General features: G+C 73.1%; 10 protein-coding genes and 1 pseudogene. 5 read left to right on the top strand and 6 right to left on the bottom strand.

Annotation, left to right across the window (positions count from 1 at the left end; translation table 11 throughout):
* Positions 1 to 202, top strand: a pseudogene (locus tag GTR02_RS22435) (HNH endonuclease); the annotation flags it as partial.
* A 195-nt stretch (positions 203 to 397) separates the two neighbouring features.
* Here GTR02_RS22435 and glgP read toward each other — a convergent pair.
* Complete coding sequence (gene glgP / locus GTR02_RS12715; RefSeq protein ID WP_166607867.1) at positions 398 to 2,962, bottom strand: alpha-glucan family phosphorylase; 2,565 nt, start codon at positions 2,960 to 2,962, stop codon at positions 398 to 400.
* Between glgP and GTR02_RS12710 the strand changes: the two genes are divergently transcribed.
* Genes GTR02_RS12710 through glgB form a run of 4 tightly spaced genes read left to right on the top strand, consistent with a single transcriptional unit; the run spans position 2,952 to position 10,534 of the window.
* Entirely contained in the window at positions 2,952 to 5,126 is a 2,175-nt protein-coding gene (locus tag GTR02_RS12710; RefSeq protein ID WP_166607866.1) for an alpha-1,4-glucan--maltose-1-phosphate maltosyltransferase, read from the top strand. The two genes, glgP and GTR02_RS12710, sit on opposite strands and share 11 nt — an antisense overlap.
* Before the next feature lie 17 nt (positions 5,127 to 5,143).
* Entirely contained in the window at positions 5,144 to 6,922 is a 1,779-nt protein-coding gene (treS, locus tag GTR02_RS12705) for a maltose alpha-D-glucosyltransferase (RefSeq protein ID WP_166607870.1), read from the top strand.
* Positions 6,919 to 8,298, top strand: coding sequence for a maltokinase N-terminal cap-like domain-containing protein (locus GTR02_RS12700; RefSeq protein ID WP_205709168.1), 1,380 nt, complete (start codon positions 6,919 to 6,921; stop codon positions 8,296 to 8,298). The genes treS and GTR02_RS12700 overlap by 4 nt, the downstream gene beginning before the upstream one ends.
* 37 nt (positions 8,299 to 8,335) lie before the next feature.
* Positions 8,336 to 10,534: a 1,4-alpha-glucan branching protein GlgB gene (gene glgB / locus GTR02_RS12695; protein ID WP_166607865.1), complete on the top strand. Its 2,199-nt coding sequence runs from the start codon at positions 8,336 to 8,338 to the stop codon at positions 10,532 to 10,534.
* A gap of 84 nt (positions 10,535 to 10,618) precedes the next feature.
* Here glgB and GTR02_RS12690 read toward each other — a convergent pair whose 3' ends face one another.
* From GTR02_RS12690 to GTR02_RS12670, 5 genes are all read right to left on the bottom strand, one after another.
* On the bottom strand, positions 10,619 to 11,551 hold the full coding sequence (locus GTR02_RS12690; RefSeq protein ID WP_166607864.1) for an ABC transporter substrate-binding protein: 933 nt from the start codon (positions 11,549 to 11,551) through the stop codon (positions 10,619 to 10,621).
* Between the two features lie 65 nt (positions 11,552 to 11,616).
* Positions 11,617 to 12,336 (bottom strand): ABC transporter permease subunit, encoded by a 720-nt coding sequence (locus GTR02_RS12685; protein ID WP_166607863.1) that lies wholly within the window; start codon positions 12,334 to 12,336, stop codon positions 11,617 to 11,619.
* Positions 12,337 to 12,339: 3 nt separating this feature from the next.
* The gene (locus GTR02_RS12680; RefSeq protein ID WP_166607862.1) at positions 12,340 to 12,990 is read right to left on the bottom strand and encodes an ABC transporter permease subunit; all 651 of its coding nucleotides are present in this window, start codon (positions 12,988 to 12,990) and stop codon (positions 12,340 to 12,342) included.
* Positions 12,987 to 14,021 (bottom strand): ATP-binding cassette domain-containing protein, encoded by a 1,035-nt coding sequence (locus tag GTR02_RS12675; RefSeq protein WP_166607861.1) that lies wholly within the window; start codon positions 14,019 to 14,021, stop codon positions 12,987 to 12,989. The genes GTR02_RS12680 and GTR02_RS12675 overlap by 4 nt, the downstream gene beginning before the upstream one ends.
* Before the next feature lie 279 nt (positions 14,022 to 14,300).
* On the bottom strand, positions 14,301 to 14,840 hold the full coding sequence (locus GTR02_RS12670) for a cysteine dioxygenase (RefSeq protein ID WP_166607868.1): 540 nt from the start codon (positions 14,838 to 14,840) through the stop codon (positions 14,301 to 14,303).
* Positions 14,841 to 14,844: the final 4 nt, after the last annotated feature.

The raw sequence follows: 14,844 nt of genomic DNA, 5'->3' as shown, positions 1-14,844 counted from the left end.
CATCATCGCCTGGCCCGAAGGCGCGTCCACCGCGGAGAACCTGCAGGCGTTGTGCCGCACCCACCACCGCTTCAAGACCCAGTACGTCTACGAAACCACCGCCGCGCACCGACGCCGCACTGCCGCACGCCCCCGCCGGTCTGCACCACCACCACCACCACCACCACCACCACCGGTCGACGACTCACCACCACCGTTCTGACCGGCCGCTCACTGCGGCCGGTCCTGACCTCATGTCGATCGGCGGAGATCGTCGGGATGGTGACAGGCCTGTCGGTCGAGGTGCAGCTCGAGCCTGGCGACTTCGCTGCGACACACCATCCGCGCCGCCGTCGCTACCGGGACCGGTCCGGTGACGACCCCGCCCGATCTGACCCTCTCCCTCCACCGCACACCCTCAGGCGTTCGCGACGAGCCCCAGCTCGGCCGGGGTGGCCAGGCCCGCGTGCTGCGGCAGGATCCGCACGGTGTAGCCGAACGGGCCGGTCTGGCGCAGGGTCAGCTCGCCCTCGTAGCGGTGCCGGCCGTCGTCGAAGGTCTCCGCGTGGCGCAGCGTCACCGTTGCGCCGGAACGGATCTCGTCGGACTCCGTGACCCGGCCGTGCACGACCTGCACCTCGACGTCGTCGGGCGCGAGCGCGCCCAGCGTGACGAAGCCGCGCACGTGGACGACGTCGCCGACCTGGGCGGAGTCGCCCACGCCGGAGGACTCGACGTGGTCGACGCGCACCGTCGACCACTGCGACCGGATGCGGTTCTTCCACGTCGCCAGGTCCTTCGCGGCCGCCCCCGAGGAGGCGATGGCGGTGCGGCCGGCCACGGCGGCCGGGACGTACAGCTGCTGGACGTAGTCCTGCACCATCCGGCTCGCGAGGACCTTCGGGCCGAGCGAGGCGAGGGTGTGGCGGACCATCTCCAGCCAGCGCGCGGGCAGCCCGCGCTCGTCGCGGTCGTAGAAGCGCGCCGCGACGGACGTCTCGATGAGGTCGTACAGCGCCGCGGCCTCGAGGTCGTCGCGGTGGTCGGCGTCGTCGACGCCGTCGGCCGTCGGGATGGCCCAGCCGTTGCCGCCGTCGTACCACTCGTCCCACCACCCGTCGAGGATCGACAGGTTCAGGCCGCCGTTCAGCGCGGCCTTCATGCCCGAGGTCCCGCAGGCCTCGAAGGGCCGCAGCGGGTTGTTGAGCCAGACGTCGCAGCCCGGGTACAGCGACAGCGCCATGGTGATGTCGTAGTTGGGCAGGAAGACGATGCGGTGGCGCACCGCGGGGTCGTCGGCGAAGCGGACCATCTGCTGGATGAGCCGCTTGCCGGTCTCGTCCGCGGGGTGGGACTTGCCCGCGATGACGAGCTGGACGGGCCGCTCGGGGTGCAGCAGGAGCGCCTTGAGGCGCTCGGGGTCGCGCAGCATGAGCGTGAGCCGCTTGTAGGTCGGCACCCGCCGGGCGAAGCCGATGGTCAGGACGTCGGGGTCGAGGACGTCCTTGGTCCACGACAGCTCCGCCTCGCTCGCGCCGCGCTGCAGCCACGACAGCTTCAGCCGCCGCCGCGCGTCGTCCACGAGGCGCGCGCGCAGGACGCGGCGGGTGCGCCAGATCTCCTCGTCGGGGACCTGGTCGACCTTCTCGAAGCCCTCCCCGGCCCCCACGAGGCCCGCGCCGATGTACTGCTTGCCCATCGTGATGACCTCGGGCGCCACCCAGGTCGGGGCGTGCACGCCGTTGGTGATCGAGGAGATCGGCACCTCGGGCGCGTCGAAGCCCGGCCACAGGCCGTCGAACATGCCGCGGCTGACGGCCCCGTGCAGCTGGGAGACGCCGTTGGCCCGCTGCGCGAGGCGCAGGCCCATCACCGCCATGTTGAAGACGCCGGGGTCGCCGCCCTCGTAGCTCTCGGCGCCGAGGGCGAGGATGCGCTCGACCGGGACGCCCGGCAGGGCGTTGTCCGGGCCGAAGTACAGCTCGATCTGGTCGCGGCCGAAGCGGTCGATGCCGGCCGGGACGGGCGTGTGCGTGGTGAAGACCGTGGCGGCGCGGACGGCCTCGAGGGCCTCGTCGAAGCCCAGGCCGCGGGCCACGTGCTCGCTGATCCGCTCGATGCCGAGGAAGCCCGCGTGCCCCTCGTTGGTGTGGTAGACCTCCGGCTCCGGCGCGCCCGTGAGCCGCGACCACAGGCGCAGGGCCCGCACGCCGCCCACGCCGCACAGCAGCTCCTGCTGCAGCCGGTGCTCCCCGCCGCCGCCGTACAGGCGGTCGGTGACGCTGCGGGCGGCCTCGTCGTTCTCCTCCACGTCGGAGTCGAGCAGCAGCAGCGGCACGCGGCCGACCTGCGCCTTCCACACGTGCGCGACGATGCGGCGCCCGCCCGGCAGGTCGACGTGGACGCGCGCGGGCGTCCCGTCGGCCTCGCGCAGCTGGGCCAGGGGCAGGCCGTCGGGGTCGAGCACCGGGTACGTCTCCTGCTGCCACCCGTCGCGCGACAGGGACTGCTTGAAGTAGCCCGTGGCGTAGAACAGGCCCACCCCGACGATGGGCACGGACAGGTCGCTGGCGGACTTCAGGTGGTCGCCCGCGAGGATGCCGAGGCCACCGGAGTACTGCGGCAGCGCACCCGTGATGCCGAACTCCATGGAGAAGTAGGCGACCGCGGCGGGCGCGACCGCCCCGAGCGAGGAGTACCAGCCCGGCCGCGACAGGTACGCCTGCAGGTCGGCGTGGGCCGCCTGCACGCGCGCCACGAAGGTCGCGTCCCCGGCCAGGGCCTCGAGCCGGTCGGTGCTCAGGGCCCCCAGCAGGGCCCCCGGCTCGCGGTGGACCGCGACCCAGGCGGTCGGGTCCATCGACTCGAAGAGGTCCCGCGTGGGCTTGTGCCACGACCAGCGGAGGTTGCTGGCGAGCTCCCCCAGCGGCGCCAGGGGCGCGGGGAGCACGGTGCGGACGGTGAAGCGGCGGATGGCTCTCACGAGGAGCGAGGCTAGTGGGGTCACCGCCCCTGCGGAGACCTCCGGGGGCGCAGATCACGTCGCGACTTCTGACCGAGTCCTCGGTAGGTTGCCGCACGTGACGACCGAGGAGCAGCGGACCGGACGTGCAGCACCTCAGACACCCCTGGCGGTGGTCCAGCGGTGGACCAGCGAGGTGGGACGCATCCCCGTGCTGGACGTGAGTCCCGTCGTGGACGGCGGCCGGTGGCCGGCGAAGGCGGTGGTCGGCGAGCAGGTGCCCGTCGGGGCCACCGTCTTCCGCGAGGGCCACGACGCCGTGGCCGCCACCGCCGTCCTCGTGCGGCCCGACGGCAGCGTCGGTGCCGCCGCGCGCATGACCGCGACCGTGCCCGGCACCGACCGGTACGCGGCCGTGCTCGTCCCCGACGCCCCCGGCCCGTGGGGCCTGCGCGTGGAGGGCTGGTCGGACCCGTACGGCACGTGGGAGCACGACGCCACGATCAAGGTCGCCGCGGGCGTCGACGTCGCCCTGATGCTCGAGGAGGGCGCCCGGCTGCTGGAGCGCGCGGCCGCGCAGCCGGGGCGCGACCGCGGGGGCGTCGCGGTCCTCACCGCGGCCGCCAACCACCTGCGCGACGCCTCCCGGCCCGACGGCGACCGGCTCGCCGCGGGGCTCACGCCCGAGGTGCACGCGGTGCTCGAGCGCCTCCCGCTGCGCGAGATGGTGACCGCGTCGCGCACCTACGACCTGCGCGTCGAGCGCCGGCTCGCCATGAGCACGGCCTGGTACGAGTTCTTCCCCCGCTCCGAGGGGGCGCACGTCGACGCCGAGTCGGGCCGCTGGGTGTCGGGCACCTTCGCGACGGCCGCGGAACGGCTGCCGGCGATCGCCGACATGGGCTTCGACGTCGCCTACCTGACCCCGATCCACCCGATCGGCGCGGTGAACCGCAAGGGACCGAACAACTCCCTCGTCGCGGGGCCGCTCGACCCGGGGTCGCCGTACGCCATCGGCTCGGCCGAGGGCGGGCACGACGCGATCCACCCGGACCTGGGCACGTTCGACGACTTCGACGCCTTCGTCGCCCGCGCGAAGGAGCTGGGGCTCGAGGTCGCCCTCGACCTGGCCCTGCAGTGCGCGCCGGACCACCCCTGGGTCACCTCCCACCCCGAGTGGTTCACGACGCGCGCCGACGGCTCGATCGCCTACGCGGAGAACCCGCCGAAGAAGTACCAGGACATCTACCCCCTGAACTTCGACAACGACCCCGAGGGCATCTACGCCGAGGTCAAGCGCGTCGTCGACCTGTGGATCGACCACGGCGTCACGCTGTTCCGCGTCGACAACCCGCACACCAAGCCCGTGGAGTTCTGGGAGTGGCTGATCGGCGAGGTGAACCGCGAGCACCCCGAGGTGATCTGGCTCTCCGAGGCGTTCACGCGGCCCGCCATGATGCACACGCTCGCCAAGGTCGGCTTCCAGCAGTCCTACTCCTACTTCGCGTGGCGCAACGAGGCGTGGGAGCTGCGGCAGTACCTGACCGAGCTGACGACCGAGTCGGCCCACTACATGCGCCCGAGCTTCTGGCCCACGACGCACGACATCCTCACGCCGACCATGCAGTACGGCGGGCCCCCGGTGTTCAAGCTGCGCGCGGTGCTGGCCGCCCTGCTGTCGCCGTCGTGGGGCGTCTACACGGGCTACGAGCTCGTCGAGCACGCGGCCCGGCCCGGCGCCGAGGAGCAGCTGGACAACGAGAAGTACCAGTACCGCCCCCGCGACTTCGCGCGCGCCGAGGCGGAGGGCTGGAGCCTCGCGCCGTACCTGCGCCGCCTGAACGCCGTCCGGCGCGCCCACCCGGCGCTGCAGCAGCTGCGCGGCACCACCTTCCACGCCAGCGACGACGAGAACGTCCTCGCCTTCTCCCGCCGCCACGTCGGCCGGGACGCGGACGGCGCCGAGGTCGAGGACCTCGTCATCGTCGTGGTCAACCTCGACCCGCACGCCGTGCGCGAGACGACCGTGCACCTCGACATGGCGGCGCTCGGGCGCTCGTGGTCGGACCGCTTCGAGGTCACCGACCTCATCACCGGCGCGGTCTTCGAGTGGGGTGAGCACGACTACGTCCGCCTCGACCCGTACACCGAGCCGGCGCACGTGCTGCACGTCAGGAGCCGCTGACCGTGGACACGCGCGGCATGGCCGGCCCCGGCCTGAAGAACGACCCCCAGTGGTACAAGACCGCGGTCTTCTACGAGGCGCTCGTGCGCGCCTTCTCCGACTCCAACGGCTCGGGCAGCGGGGACTTCTCCGGGCTCATCGACCGGCTGGACTACCTGCAGTGGCTCGGCGTCGACTGCCTCTGGCTGCCCCCGTTCTTCGCCTCGCCGCTGCGCGACGGCGGCTACGACATCTCCGACTACAACGCCGTGCTGCCCGAGTTCGGCACGCTGCCGGAGTTCCAGCGGCTGGTGCAGGAGGCCCACCAGCGGGGCATCCGCATCATCATCGACCTCGTCATGAACCACACCAGCGACCAGCACCCGTGGTTCCAGGCCAGCCGCAGCGACCCCGACGGGCCCTACGGCGACTTCTACGTGTGGAGCGACACCGACGAGAAGTACGCCGACGCGCGCATCATCTTCGTCGACACCGAGACGTCGAACTGGACGTTCGACCCGGTCCGCCGGCAGTACTTCTGGCACCGGTTCTTCTCCCACCAGCCCGACCTCAACTTCGACAACCCCGAGGTCGAGGAGGCGATGTTCGACACCGTCCGGTTCTGGATGGGCATGGGCATCGACGGCTTCCGGCTCGACGCGGTGCCCTACCTGTACGAGGAGGAGGGCACCAACGGCGAGAACCTGCCCGCGACCCACGCCTTCCTGCGCCGCCTGCGCCGCATGGTCGACACGGAGTTCCCGGGCCGGGTGCTGCTGGCCGAGGCGAACCAGTGGCCGTTCGACGTCGTGGAGTACTTCGGCACCGAGGAGGAGCCGGAGTGCCACATGTGCTTCCACTTCCCGGTCATGCCGCGGCTGTACTACTCGCTGCGCGAGGGCCGGGCCACGCCGATCACGGACATCCTCTCGGCGACGCCGGACATCCCCGTCGCGAGCGGGCAGTGGGGCACGTTCCTGCGCAACCACGACGAGCTCACGCTCGAGATGGTGACGACCGAGGAGCGCGCCGCCATGTACGGCTGGTACGCGCCCGATCCGCGCATGCGCGCCAACATCGGCATCCGCCGCCGGCTCGCGCCCCTGCTGGACAACTCCCGGCCGGAGATCGAGCTGATCCACGCCCTCGTGCTGAGCCTGCCGGGCAGCCCGTGCCTGTACTACGGCGACGAGATCGGGATGGGCGACAACATCTGGCTCGACGACCGCGACGCGGTCCGCACGCCGATGCAGTGGACCCCGGACCGCAACGCGGGCTTCTCCGCCGCCGACCCGGGCAAGCTGTACCTGCCGACGGTCCAGTCGCTGGTCTACAACTACCAGTCCGTCAACGTCGAGGCGCAGCTCGCGACCGGCTCCTCGCTGCTGCACTGGGTCCGCAACGTCCTCACCGTGCGTCGCGCCCACCCCGTGTTCGGCCGCGGGGACTACTACCCGCTGACCAGCCGGCACCCGGGCGAGGGCGCCGGCACGACGGCCGTCGAGCAGTCGCTCGAGGCCGCGGTGGGGGTCGGCGAGGAGCGGCCCGAGGACGGCTACTGCGACAACGAGGCCGTCCTGGCCTTCCTGCGGATCCTCCCGGACTCCGGAGACACCGAGGGAGAGACCGTGCTCTGCGTGAACAACCTGTCCGAGCACCCGCAGTCCGCGACCCTGCGCATCCCCGGCCAGGCGGGGGCGAAGGTCCGCTCGCTGTTCGGCGGCGCACCGTTCCCGGACGTGGACGCGGACGCCGGGCTGACCCTCACCCTGGGCGCCCGCGACTTCTACTGGCTCAAGCTGGCGGGTGGCGCGTGAGCGGCGCGGCGGTCGTCGAGGACACCGACGGCGCGCTCGCCCGGCTCCTGCTGGAGTGGGCGCCGCGGCAGCGCTGGTACGCCCACAAGGGGTCCTCGGCCCGTGTGCTCCGCGTCGAGCGGGCCCCGCTCGACGAGTCGGGGGTCGCCCAGCTGCTGGCCCTGACCGTCGCCTCGGGTGAGGGCGAGGACAGGGCGAGCACCGTGTACCAGGTGCCGCTGACCTTCCGCCACGCCCCGGACGACTCCCTCACCCCCGCCCTCGTCGGGCAGCTGGACGGATCGACCTGGGTCTACGACGGCCCGCACGACCCGACGTGGACGCGCGCGCTGCTCACCCTGGTCGCCGCGGAGGAGGGTGCCGGCTCGGCGGCCTTCGGTGCGCACGGGGCCAGCGCCGACGGCGGCCTGCCGGTACCCGCCGGGCACCGGACCAAGGTCCTCGGCGGCGAGCAGTCGAACACCTCGATCGTCGTGTCCGCCGACGACGGCGCGACGCCGCTCATCGCCAAGGTCTTCCGCGTCCTGAACGCGGGTGACAACCCCGACGTCGTCGTCCAGACGGCGCTGGCGAGCGCGGGCTGCGCCCGCGTGCCCCGCCCCGCGGGCTGGGTGGACGGGCAGTGGACGGCGCCCGACGGCGGCCTCGCCGTGGGTCACCTCGCCCACCTCACGGAGTTCCTCGCGGGGTCCTCCGACGCGTGGCGGGTCGCGACCGCGGCCGTGGCCCAGGCGCGGGACTTCTCCGCCGAGGCGGCCGAGCTGGGGCGGGCCACGGCGGAGGTGCACGCCGTCCTCGCGGCGGAGCTGCCGACGGTGCCGGCCACGCCCGAGCGCCTGGGCGTCCTGGCCGACGGGCTGCTCGCGCGGCTCGCGTGGGCCGCGGCCGCCGTCCCGCAGCTCGCGCCGTCCGTCGCGGCGGCCCGCGAGCACCTCGACGCCGTCCGCCACGTGACGGGTGCCCCCGACCTGCAGCGGGTGCACGGCGACTACCACCTCGGGCAGGTGCTGCACTCCGCCGCCCGCGGGTGGGTCCTGCTCGACTTCGAGGGCGAGCCGCTGCGCCCCCTCGCCGAGCGCAGCGACCCGGACCTCGCCCTGCGCGACGTCGCGGGCATGCTCCGCTCCTTCGACTACGCGGCCTCCACGGGGACCGGCGAGGCCGCGGACCGCTGGTCGCACGCCTGCCGCACGGCCTTCCTCGACGGCTGGTCGGCCGTCGCGGGCGTGGACCCGCGCACCCCCGGGTCGGCCGCCGAGGTCCTCCTGCGCGCCCTGGAGCTCGACAAGGCGCTCTACGAGGTGGTCTACGAGGCCCGCAACCGACCCGACTGGCTGCCCACACCGCTGAACGCGGTCCACCGCCTGCTCGCCTGAGAGGCGACGCGCACACGAGCACGGGAGACTGATCGTCATGCCGAGCACCAGTTCGACCCCACCCGCCCCCGCCCCCGTCGACACCGGCGACCTGGCCCGGGTCGCGGCCGGCTCGCACTTCTCGCCGCACTCGGTCCTGGGCGCCCACCCCCACGACGGTGGCGTGACCTACCGGACGCTGAAGCCGTTCGCCGCGAGCGTCGCGGTCACGACGCAGGACGGCACCAGCGTCCCCCTGGTCCACGAGTACGACGGCGTCTGGGTCGGCGTCCACGCCGGCGGCACCGTCGCCGACTACCGCCTCGAGGTGACCTACCCCGGCGGGCAGCCGCACACCGTGGACGACCCCTACCGCTTCCTGCCCACGGTCGGCCAGGTCGACCTGCACCTGATCGGCGAGGGCCGCCACGAGGAGCTGTGGAACGTCCTCGGCGCGCACGTGCACCGCTGGGACGGGCCGCTGGGCCGCGTCGAGGGCACCTCCTTCGCGGTGTGGGCGCCCAACGCGCGGGCCGTCCGCGTCGTCGGCGACCACAACCACTGGAACGGCCGCACCGACGGCATGCGCTCGCTCGGCTCCTCCGGGGTCTGGGAGCTGTTCGTGCCGGGCGTGACGGCCGGCTCGCGCTACAAGTTCGAGATCCTCGGCGCCGACGGGCAGTGGCGGCAGAAGGCCGACCCCATGGCCCGCGCGACGGAGGTCCCGCCCGCGACGGCCTCGGTCGTCACGGAGTCGAGCTACACGTGGTCCGACGAGGACTGGATGACGGCGCGCGCGGCGAAGGACCCGCACACCGGGCCGATGTCGGTCTACGAGGTCCACCTCGGCTCCTGGCGCCAGGGCCTGGGCTACCGCGAACTCGCGACCGAGCTGGTCGACTACGTCAAGGCCGCGGGCTTCACCCACGTCGAGTTCCTGCCCGTCATGGAGCACCCGTTCGGCGGGTCGTGGGGCTACCAGGTCACGGGCTTCTTCGCCCCGACGTCGCGCTTCGGCTCCCCCGACGACTTCCGCCACCTCGTCGACGCGCTGCACCGCGCGGGCATCGGCGTCATCCTCGACTGGGTGCCCGGGCACTTCCCCAAGGACGACTTCGCGCTCGGCCGCTTCGACGGCACACCGCTGTACGAGCACGGCGACCCGCGCCGCGGCGAGCAGATGGACTGGGGCACCTACGTCTTCGACTTCGGCCGCAGTGAGGTCCGGAACTTCCTCGTGGCCAGCGGGCTGTACTGGCTGGAGGAGTTCCACGCCGACGGCCTGCGGGTCGACGCGGTCGCGTCGATGCTCTACCTGGACTACTCCCGCGAGGAGGGCCAGTGGGAGCCCAACGTGTTTGGCGGCCGCGAGAACCTCGAGGCGATCGGGTTCCTGCAGGAGGCGAACGCCACGGCGTACAAGCGCACCCCCGGGATCGTGATGATCGCCGAGGAGTCGACCGCGTTCCCGGGCGTCACGGCGCCGACGAGCGGCGGCGGCCTCGGGTTCGGGCTGAAGTGGAACATGGGCTGGATGCACGACTCCCTGGCCTACGTCGCGCAGGACCCGGTGAACCGGCAGTACCACCACGGCGAGCTGACCTTCAGCCTCGTGTACGCCTTCACCGAGAACTTCACCCTGCCCATCTCGCACGACGAGGTGGTGCACGGCAAGGGGTCCCTCCTGCGCAAGATGCCCGGCGACCGCTGGCAGCAGCTCGCCAACGTCCGGGCCTACCTGGCCTACATGTGGTCCCACCCCGGCAAGCAGCTGCTCTTCATGGGCGCCGAGCTCGGCCAGGAGGCGGAGTGGTCGGAGAGCCGCTCGCTGGACTGGTGGCTGCTGGACACCCCGTGGCACCAGGGTCTGCACCGCCTGGTGACGGCGCTGAACGCCACCTACCGGCAGCGTCCGGAGCTGTGGTCGCAGGACTTCTCCGCCGCGGGCTTCGACTGGATCGACGGCGGCGACAACACGCACAACCTGCTGTCGTACGTGCGGTTCTCCACCGACGGCCAGCCCCTCGTGGCGATCTGCAACTTCTCGGGCGGGGCGTACGAGGACTTCCGCGTCGGCCTGCCCTCCGGCGGCACGTGGACCGAGCTGCTCAACACCGACGCCGAGGAGTACGCCGGCTCCGGCGTCGTCAACGCCGGACCGCTGACGGCGGAGGAGGTGCCCTGGAACGGCCGGGAGCACTCCGTCACGCTGCGGGTGCCGCCGCTCGGCGTCACGTGGCTCGTGCCCGGCGCCTGAGCGACGCGGACACCGGCACCACCGAGCGCGGTGGCCGGGCGGGGTTCCCCCGCCGGGCCACCGCGCTCGCGCGTGGGGTGTGCGTCAGGCGACGGGGTTGGCCGCCAGGAAGGCCTTGGCCACCGTGGCGCTGTCCTGCTTGTCCACCTGAACCTTGGCGAGGTACTCGGTCAGGTTGTCCGTGGTCAGCACGGCCGAGAACGCGTTGAGCGCGTCGGTGATCGTCTGGTTGTTCTTCGACGACCGGATCAGCGGCAGGATGTTCTGCGCCAGGAAGAGGTTCTTCGGGTCCTCGAGGACGACGAAGCCCTTGGTGGCGATCGCGGAGTCGGTCGAGAAGACGTTGCCGACCTGCACCGACCCGTCCTCGAGCGCCCCCACCGTGAGCGGGCCGCCCGCGTCCAGCGGCCGGAACGTGCCGAACTCGACGCCGTAGAGCTCCTTGAGCCCGATCAGGCCCTGGTAGCGCTCCTGGAACTCCGGGCCCGCGCCCAGCGCGAGGTCCCCGGCCACGGGGGCGAGGTCGGCGATGGTCGTGAGGCCGTACTGGGTCTTCGTCGCGGGCAGCACGCTGAGGGTGTCCTTGTCCTCCGCGGCCGACTGCTGCAGCGTCTCCGTGCCCTCGGGCAGCGACTTCTGCAGCTCCTCGTACACCTGCTCGGGCGTGCTGACGCCGGCCGGCGCGCCCCCCTCGACGAGGGCGGACAGCAGCGCACCGTTGTACTCCGGCAGCAGGTCGATGGAGCCGTCGTCGAGCGCCTTGAGGTAGACCTCGCGCGCGCCGATGTTGAACTTGCGCTCGACCTGGACGCCCTTGGCCTCGAGCACCTGGGCGTACATCTCGCCCACGAGCTCGGACTCGGGGAAGTTGGCCGAGCCGATGATCACGGCCGACGTGGACGTGGCGGGGCCGGAGGAGCTGGACGTCGCGAGCGGGTCCTCACCGGAGCCGCAGGCCGCGGCGGTGAGGGTGGCTCCGGAGGCGACGGCTGCACCCAGGAGGGTCCTGCGCTTCATGGTCGAGCCTTTCGATGGGTCGGGACCTGAGGTCGACAGCGGGAGAACTCCCAGGAGAACCTACGTCAGAGCCGGTCGGGGTCCACGCGGGACGCCGGGGCGGCCGGGCCGCCGGTGCGCCGTCCCAGGCCGCGTCCGGACACCCCCGGGGACACGGCGTAGCGCTGGACGAGCCCCAGGAGGAGGTCCAGCACGATGGCCAGCACGGCCACGACGACCGCACCCGCGATCACCCGGCCGTAGTCGTTGACCGACAGCCCGTCGATGAGCAGCCGCCCCAGTCCGGACAGCCCCACCGAGGCGGCGACGGTCGCGGTGGCCACCACCTGCAGGGCCGCGCTGCGCAGCCCGCCCAGCACGACGGGCAGCGCCATGGGCACCTCGACCCGCCACAGCACCTGCCAGGGGCGCATGCCCATGCCCACGGCGGCGTCCACGGCGCTGCGGTCGACGTTGCGCAGTCCCGCGTAGGTGGACGTGAGGATCGGCGGCACGACGAGGACGGTGAGCGCGATGAGGACGGGCAGGAACCCCAGCCCCATGAGCGTGACCATGAGCATCAGCAGGCCGAGCGTCGGCAGGGACCGGCCGGCGTTGCCCGCGTTGATGGCCAGGAACGAGCCGCGGCCCGTGTGGCCGATGTAGAGCCCGACGGGCAGCGCGATCGCGACGCCGCACAGCAGCGCCACACCGGTGTAGCCGAGGTGGGCGAGGAGCAGCTGCGGGATCCCGGTCGGGCCCGACCAGTGCGTGGGGTCGAACAGGTACGGCGTGTCGTCGCCCACGGCTCAGGCCCTCCTCGTGGTGGCGCGCGACCACGGGGTCACGGCGCGCTGGACGGCGACGATGAGGAGGTCGGTCACCGCGGCCAGCAGGACCGACAGCACGATGCCGACGAGCAGCGGCGCCGTGTAGTCCAGCTGGAACCCGCGCGTGAACAGGGCGCCCAGGCCGCCGATGCCGATCAGCGCGCCGACGCTCACGAGGCTGATGTTGGACACGGCGGCCACCCGCACGCCCGCGAGCACGACGGGCAGCGCCAGCGGCAGCTCCACCTCGAGCAGGCGCCGCGTGCGCCGGTAGCCCATGGCGGTCGCGGCCTCGGTCAGCGACGCGTCGACCGAGCGCAGGCCGTCGGCGACCGTGCGGGCCATGAGGGCGAGCGTGTAGAGCGACAGCGCCACGACGATGTTGACGGGCGAGAGGATCTGGGTGCCCAGCACGTAGGGCAGCGTCACGAACAGCGCCAGCGACGGGATCGAGTAGACGATCCCCGAGGCGTTGAGCAGCGGGTGGTAGAGCCAGCCGAACCGGACGCCGAGGTAGCCGATCGGCAGGGCGAGGACGACGCCGATCAGCAGGGGCAGGAACGCCAGGCCGAGGTGCTGGCGCAGCGCGGCCAGCACGACGTCGGAGTTGTTCGCGAGGTAGTCGCTCACGCCGGGGCCCGCCGCGTCGCGAGGTGGTCGACGAGGTCGTGGTGCGGCACCAGGCCGTCCGCGCGCCCCGCGCCGTCGACGCGGACGGCCGTGCCGACCGGCGAGCTGAGGGCGAGGTCGGTCACCAGCCGCAGCGAGTCGTGCTGCGTGAACGTGCCGCCGACGGGGGCGCTGCCGCCGCGGACCCCGGCACCTTCCCAGCAGACGGGGCGGCCGGAGTCGTCGAGCACGAGCCGGGCCGGGCCGGCCTCGCTCAGCGGGCGGACGGGCAGCGCGGCCGCGGACTCGAAGGACAGCCCGCGGAAACCGCGGTCGCGGCCGACGAACTCGCGGACGAAGTCGTCGGCCGGGTGCTCCAGCAGCTCCTGAGGGGTCCCCACCTGCGCCAGGTGCCCGCCCGCGCGGAACACCGCGATGGTGTCCCCCAGCTTGACGGCCTCGTCGATGTCGTGGGTCACCAGCGCGATGGTCTTGCCCAGCTCCGACTGCAGGCGCAGGAACTCCTGCTGCAGCTGCTCGCGCACCACGGGGTCGACCGCGCTGAACGGCTCGTCCATGAGCATCACGGGCGGGTCCGCGGCCAGGGCGCGCGCGACGCCGACGCGCTGCTGCTGACCGCCCGAGAGCTGGGAGGGGTAGCGGTCGGCGAACGTCGCCGGCAGGCCCACGCGCTCCAGCAGCTCCACGGCGGCCCGGCGGCGCTCCTTCCGGTTGCGCCCCAGCAGGTGCGGGACGGTCGCGACGTTGTCGACGACCGTCCGGTGCGGGAACAGCCCGGCGTGCTGGATGACGTAGCCGATGCCGCGCCGCAGCACGGCCGGGTCCTGGGCGAGGACGTCCTCACCGTCGACGAGGATGCGGCCCGACGTCGGTTCCACCATCCGGTTGATCATCCGCAGCGAGGTCGTCTTGCCGCAGCCGGAGGGGCCGACGAAGACGGTGATCTGCCCCGTCGGCAGCTGCAGGTCGAGGTCGTCCACGGCGACGGTGCCGTCGGGGAACTGCTTCCGGATGTGCTCGAAGGTGATCACGTGGCTCCCTGACGTCGGTCCCGCAGCGGTGCCCCGGACGCTCCCCGGCGGGGGTGCCACCCGTCCGCAGCGGCGGGGCGGCGGACGGCGGGCCGACCCGGCCACCGGGGGGAGCAGCCATGGTGCACGACGCTGCACCCCGCGCGCACGTCGTCCACCCCGGTGGGAGGGCCCTCGGGCGGCCGGCGCCGGGGGCGTGGGCTCGCCGCGTTCCGCTGCACGGGGGGATGGTCGCAGCCCCCGCGCGCGACGGCGTCCACCGGGGGCGGCGAGGCGGGATCAGTCCCCGCGCACCCCGGGGGCCGGGAGGGGACGCAGCTCGTCGGCGTAGCTGACCGACTGCCGGCGCAGGACGCCGCCGGGGCTGATCGAGTACTGGCCCATCCGCCACAGCGGCGGGGAGTAGGCGTGGATCGACACGGCCCCGTCCACCGCCCCGGCCATGCGGTGGATGTGGTCGGGCCCGAAGGCGAAGGACCGGCCTTCGGCCACCGTCCGGGTCACGGCCGGCCCGCCCATGCGAGGGGTGGCCTCGCGCACGGCGCCCCGCGTGACGGCGACCGCGCCCGAGGAGGTGTCGTGGTCGTGCCAGCCCGTGTCGTCGACGAGGTTCCAGCACAGCAGCCACACGTCGACGTCGGTGTCGCGGTGCAGCGAGGCGAAGTGCCGCGCGCCGGTGTCGTGGCGCACGAGGTGCTCCCACGCGGCCGGCGCGGCGGCGAGGCGCCGGACGAGGACCTGCAGCTCCGCGAGCGTCAGCGGGCGCCCCGGCGCCGGCAGCAGGCCCGCGGGCAGGGGGCGGGCGTCCTGGACGGTCACCGCT

The sequence above is a fragment of the Kineococcus siccus genome, from assembly GCF_009906795.1.
Taxonomy (GTDB): Bacteria; Actinomycetota; Actinomycetes; order Actinomycetales; family Kineococcaceae; genus Kineococcus; species Kineococcus siccus.
This window is presented reverse-complemented; position numbering and strand designations above follow the sequence as displayed.

Bases quoted from the DNA above. Each gene is read 5' to 3' on its own strand.
- glgB (WP_166607865.1), top strand. From the start codon at position 8,336: ATGCCGAGCACCAGTTCGACCCCACCCGCCCCCGCCCCCGTCGACACC.
- GTR02_RS12690 (WP_166607864.1), bottom strand. From the start codon at position 11,551: ATGAAGCGCAGGACCCTCCTGGGTGCAGCCGTCGCCTCCGGAGCCACC.
- treS (WP_166607870.1), top strand. From the start codon at position 5,144: ATGGCCGGCCCCGGCCTGAAGAACGACCCCCAGTGGTACAAGACCGCG.
- GTR02_RS12710 (WP_166607866.1), top strand. From the start codon at position 2,952: ATGGCTCTCACGAGGAGCGAGGCTAGTGGGGTCACCGCCCCTGCGGAG.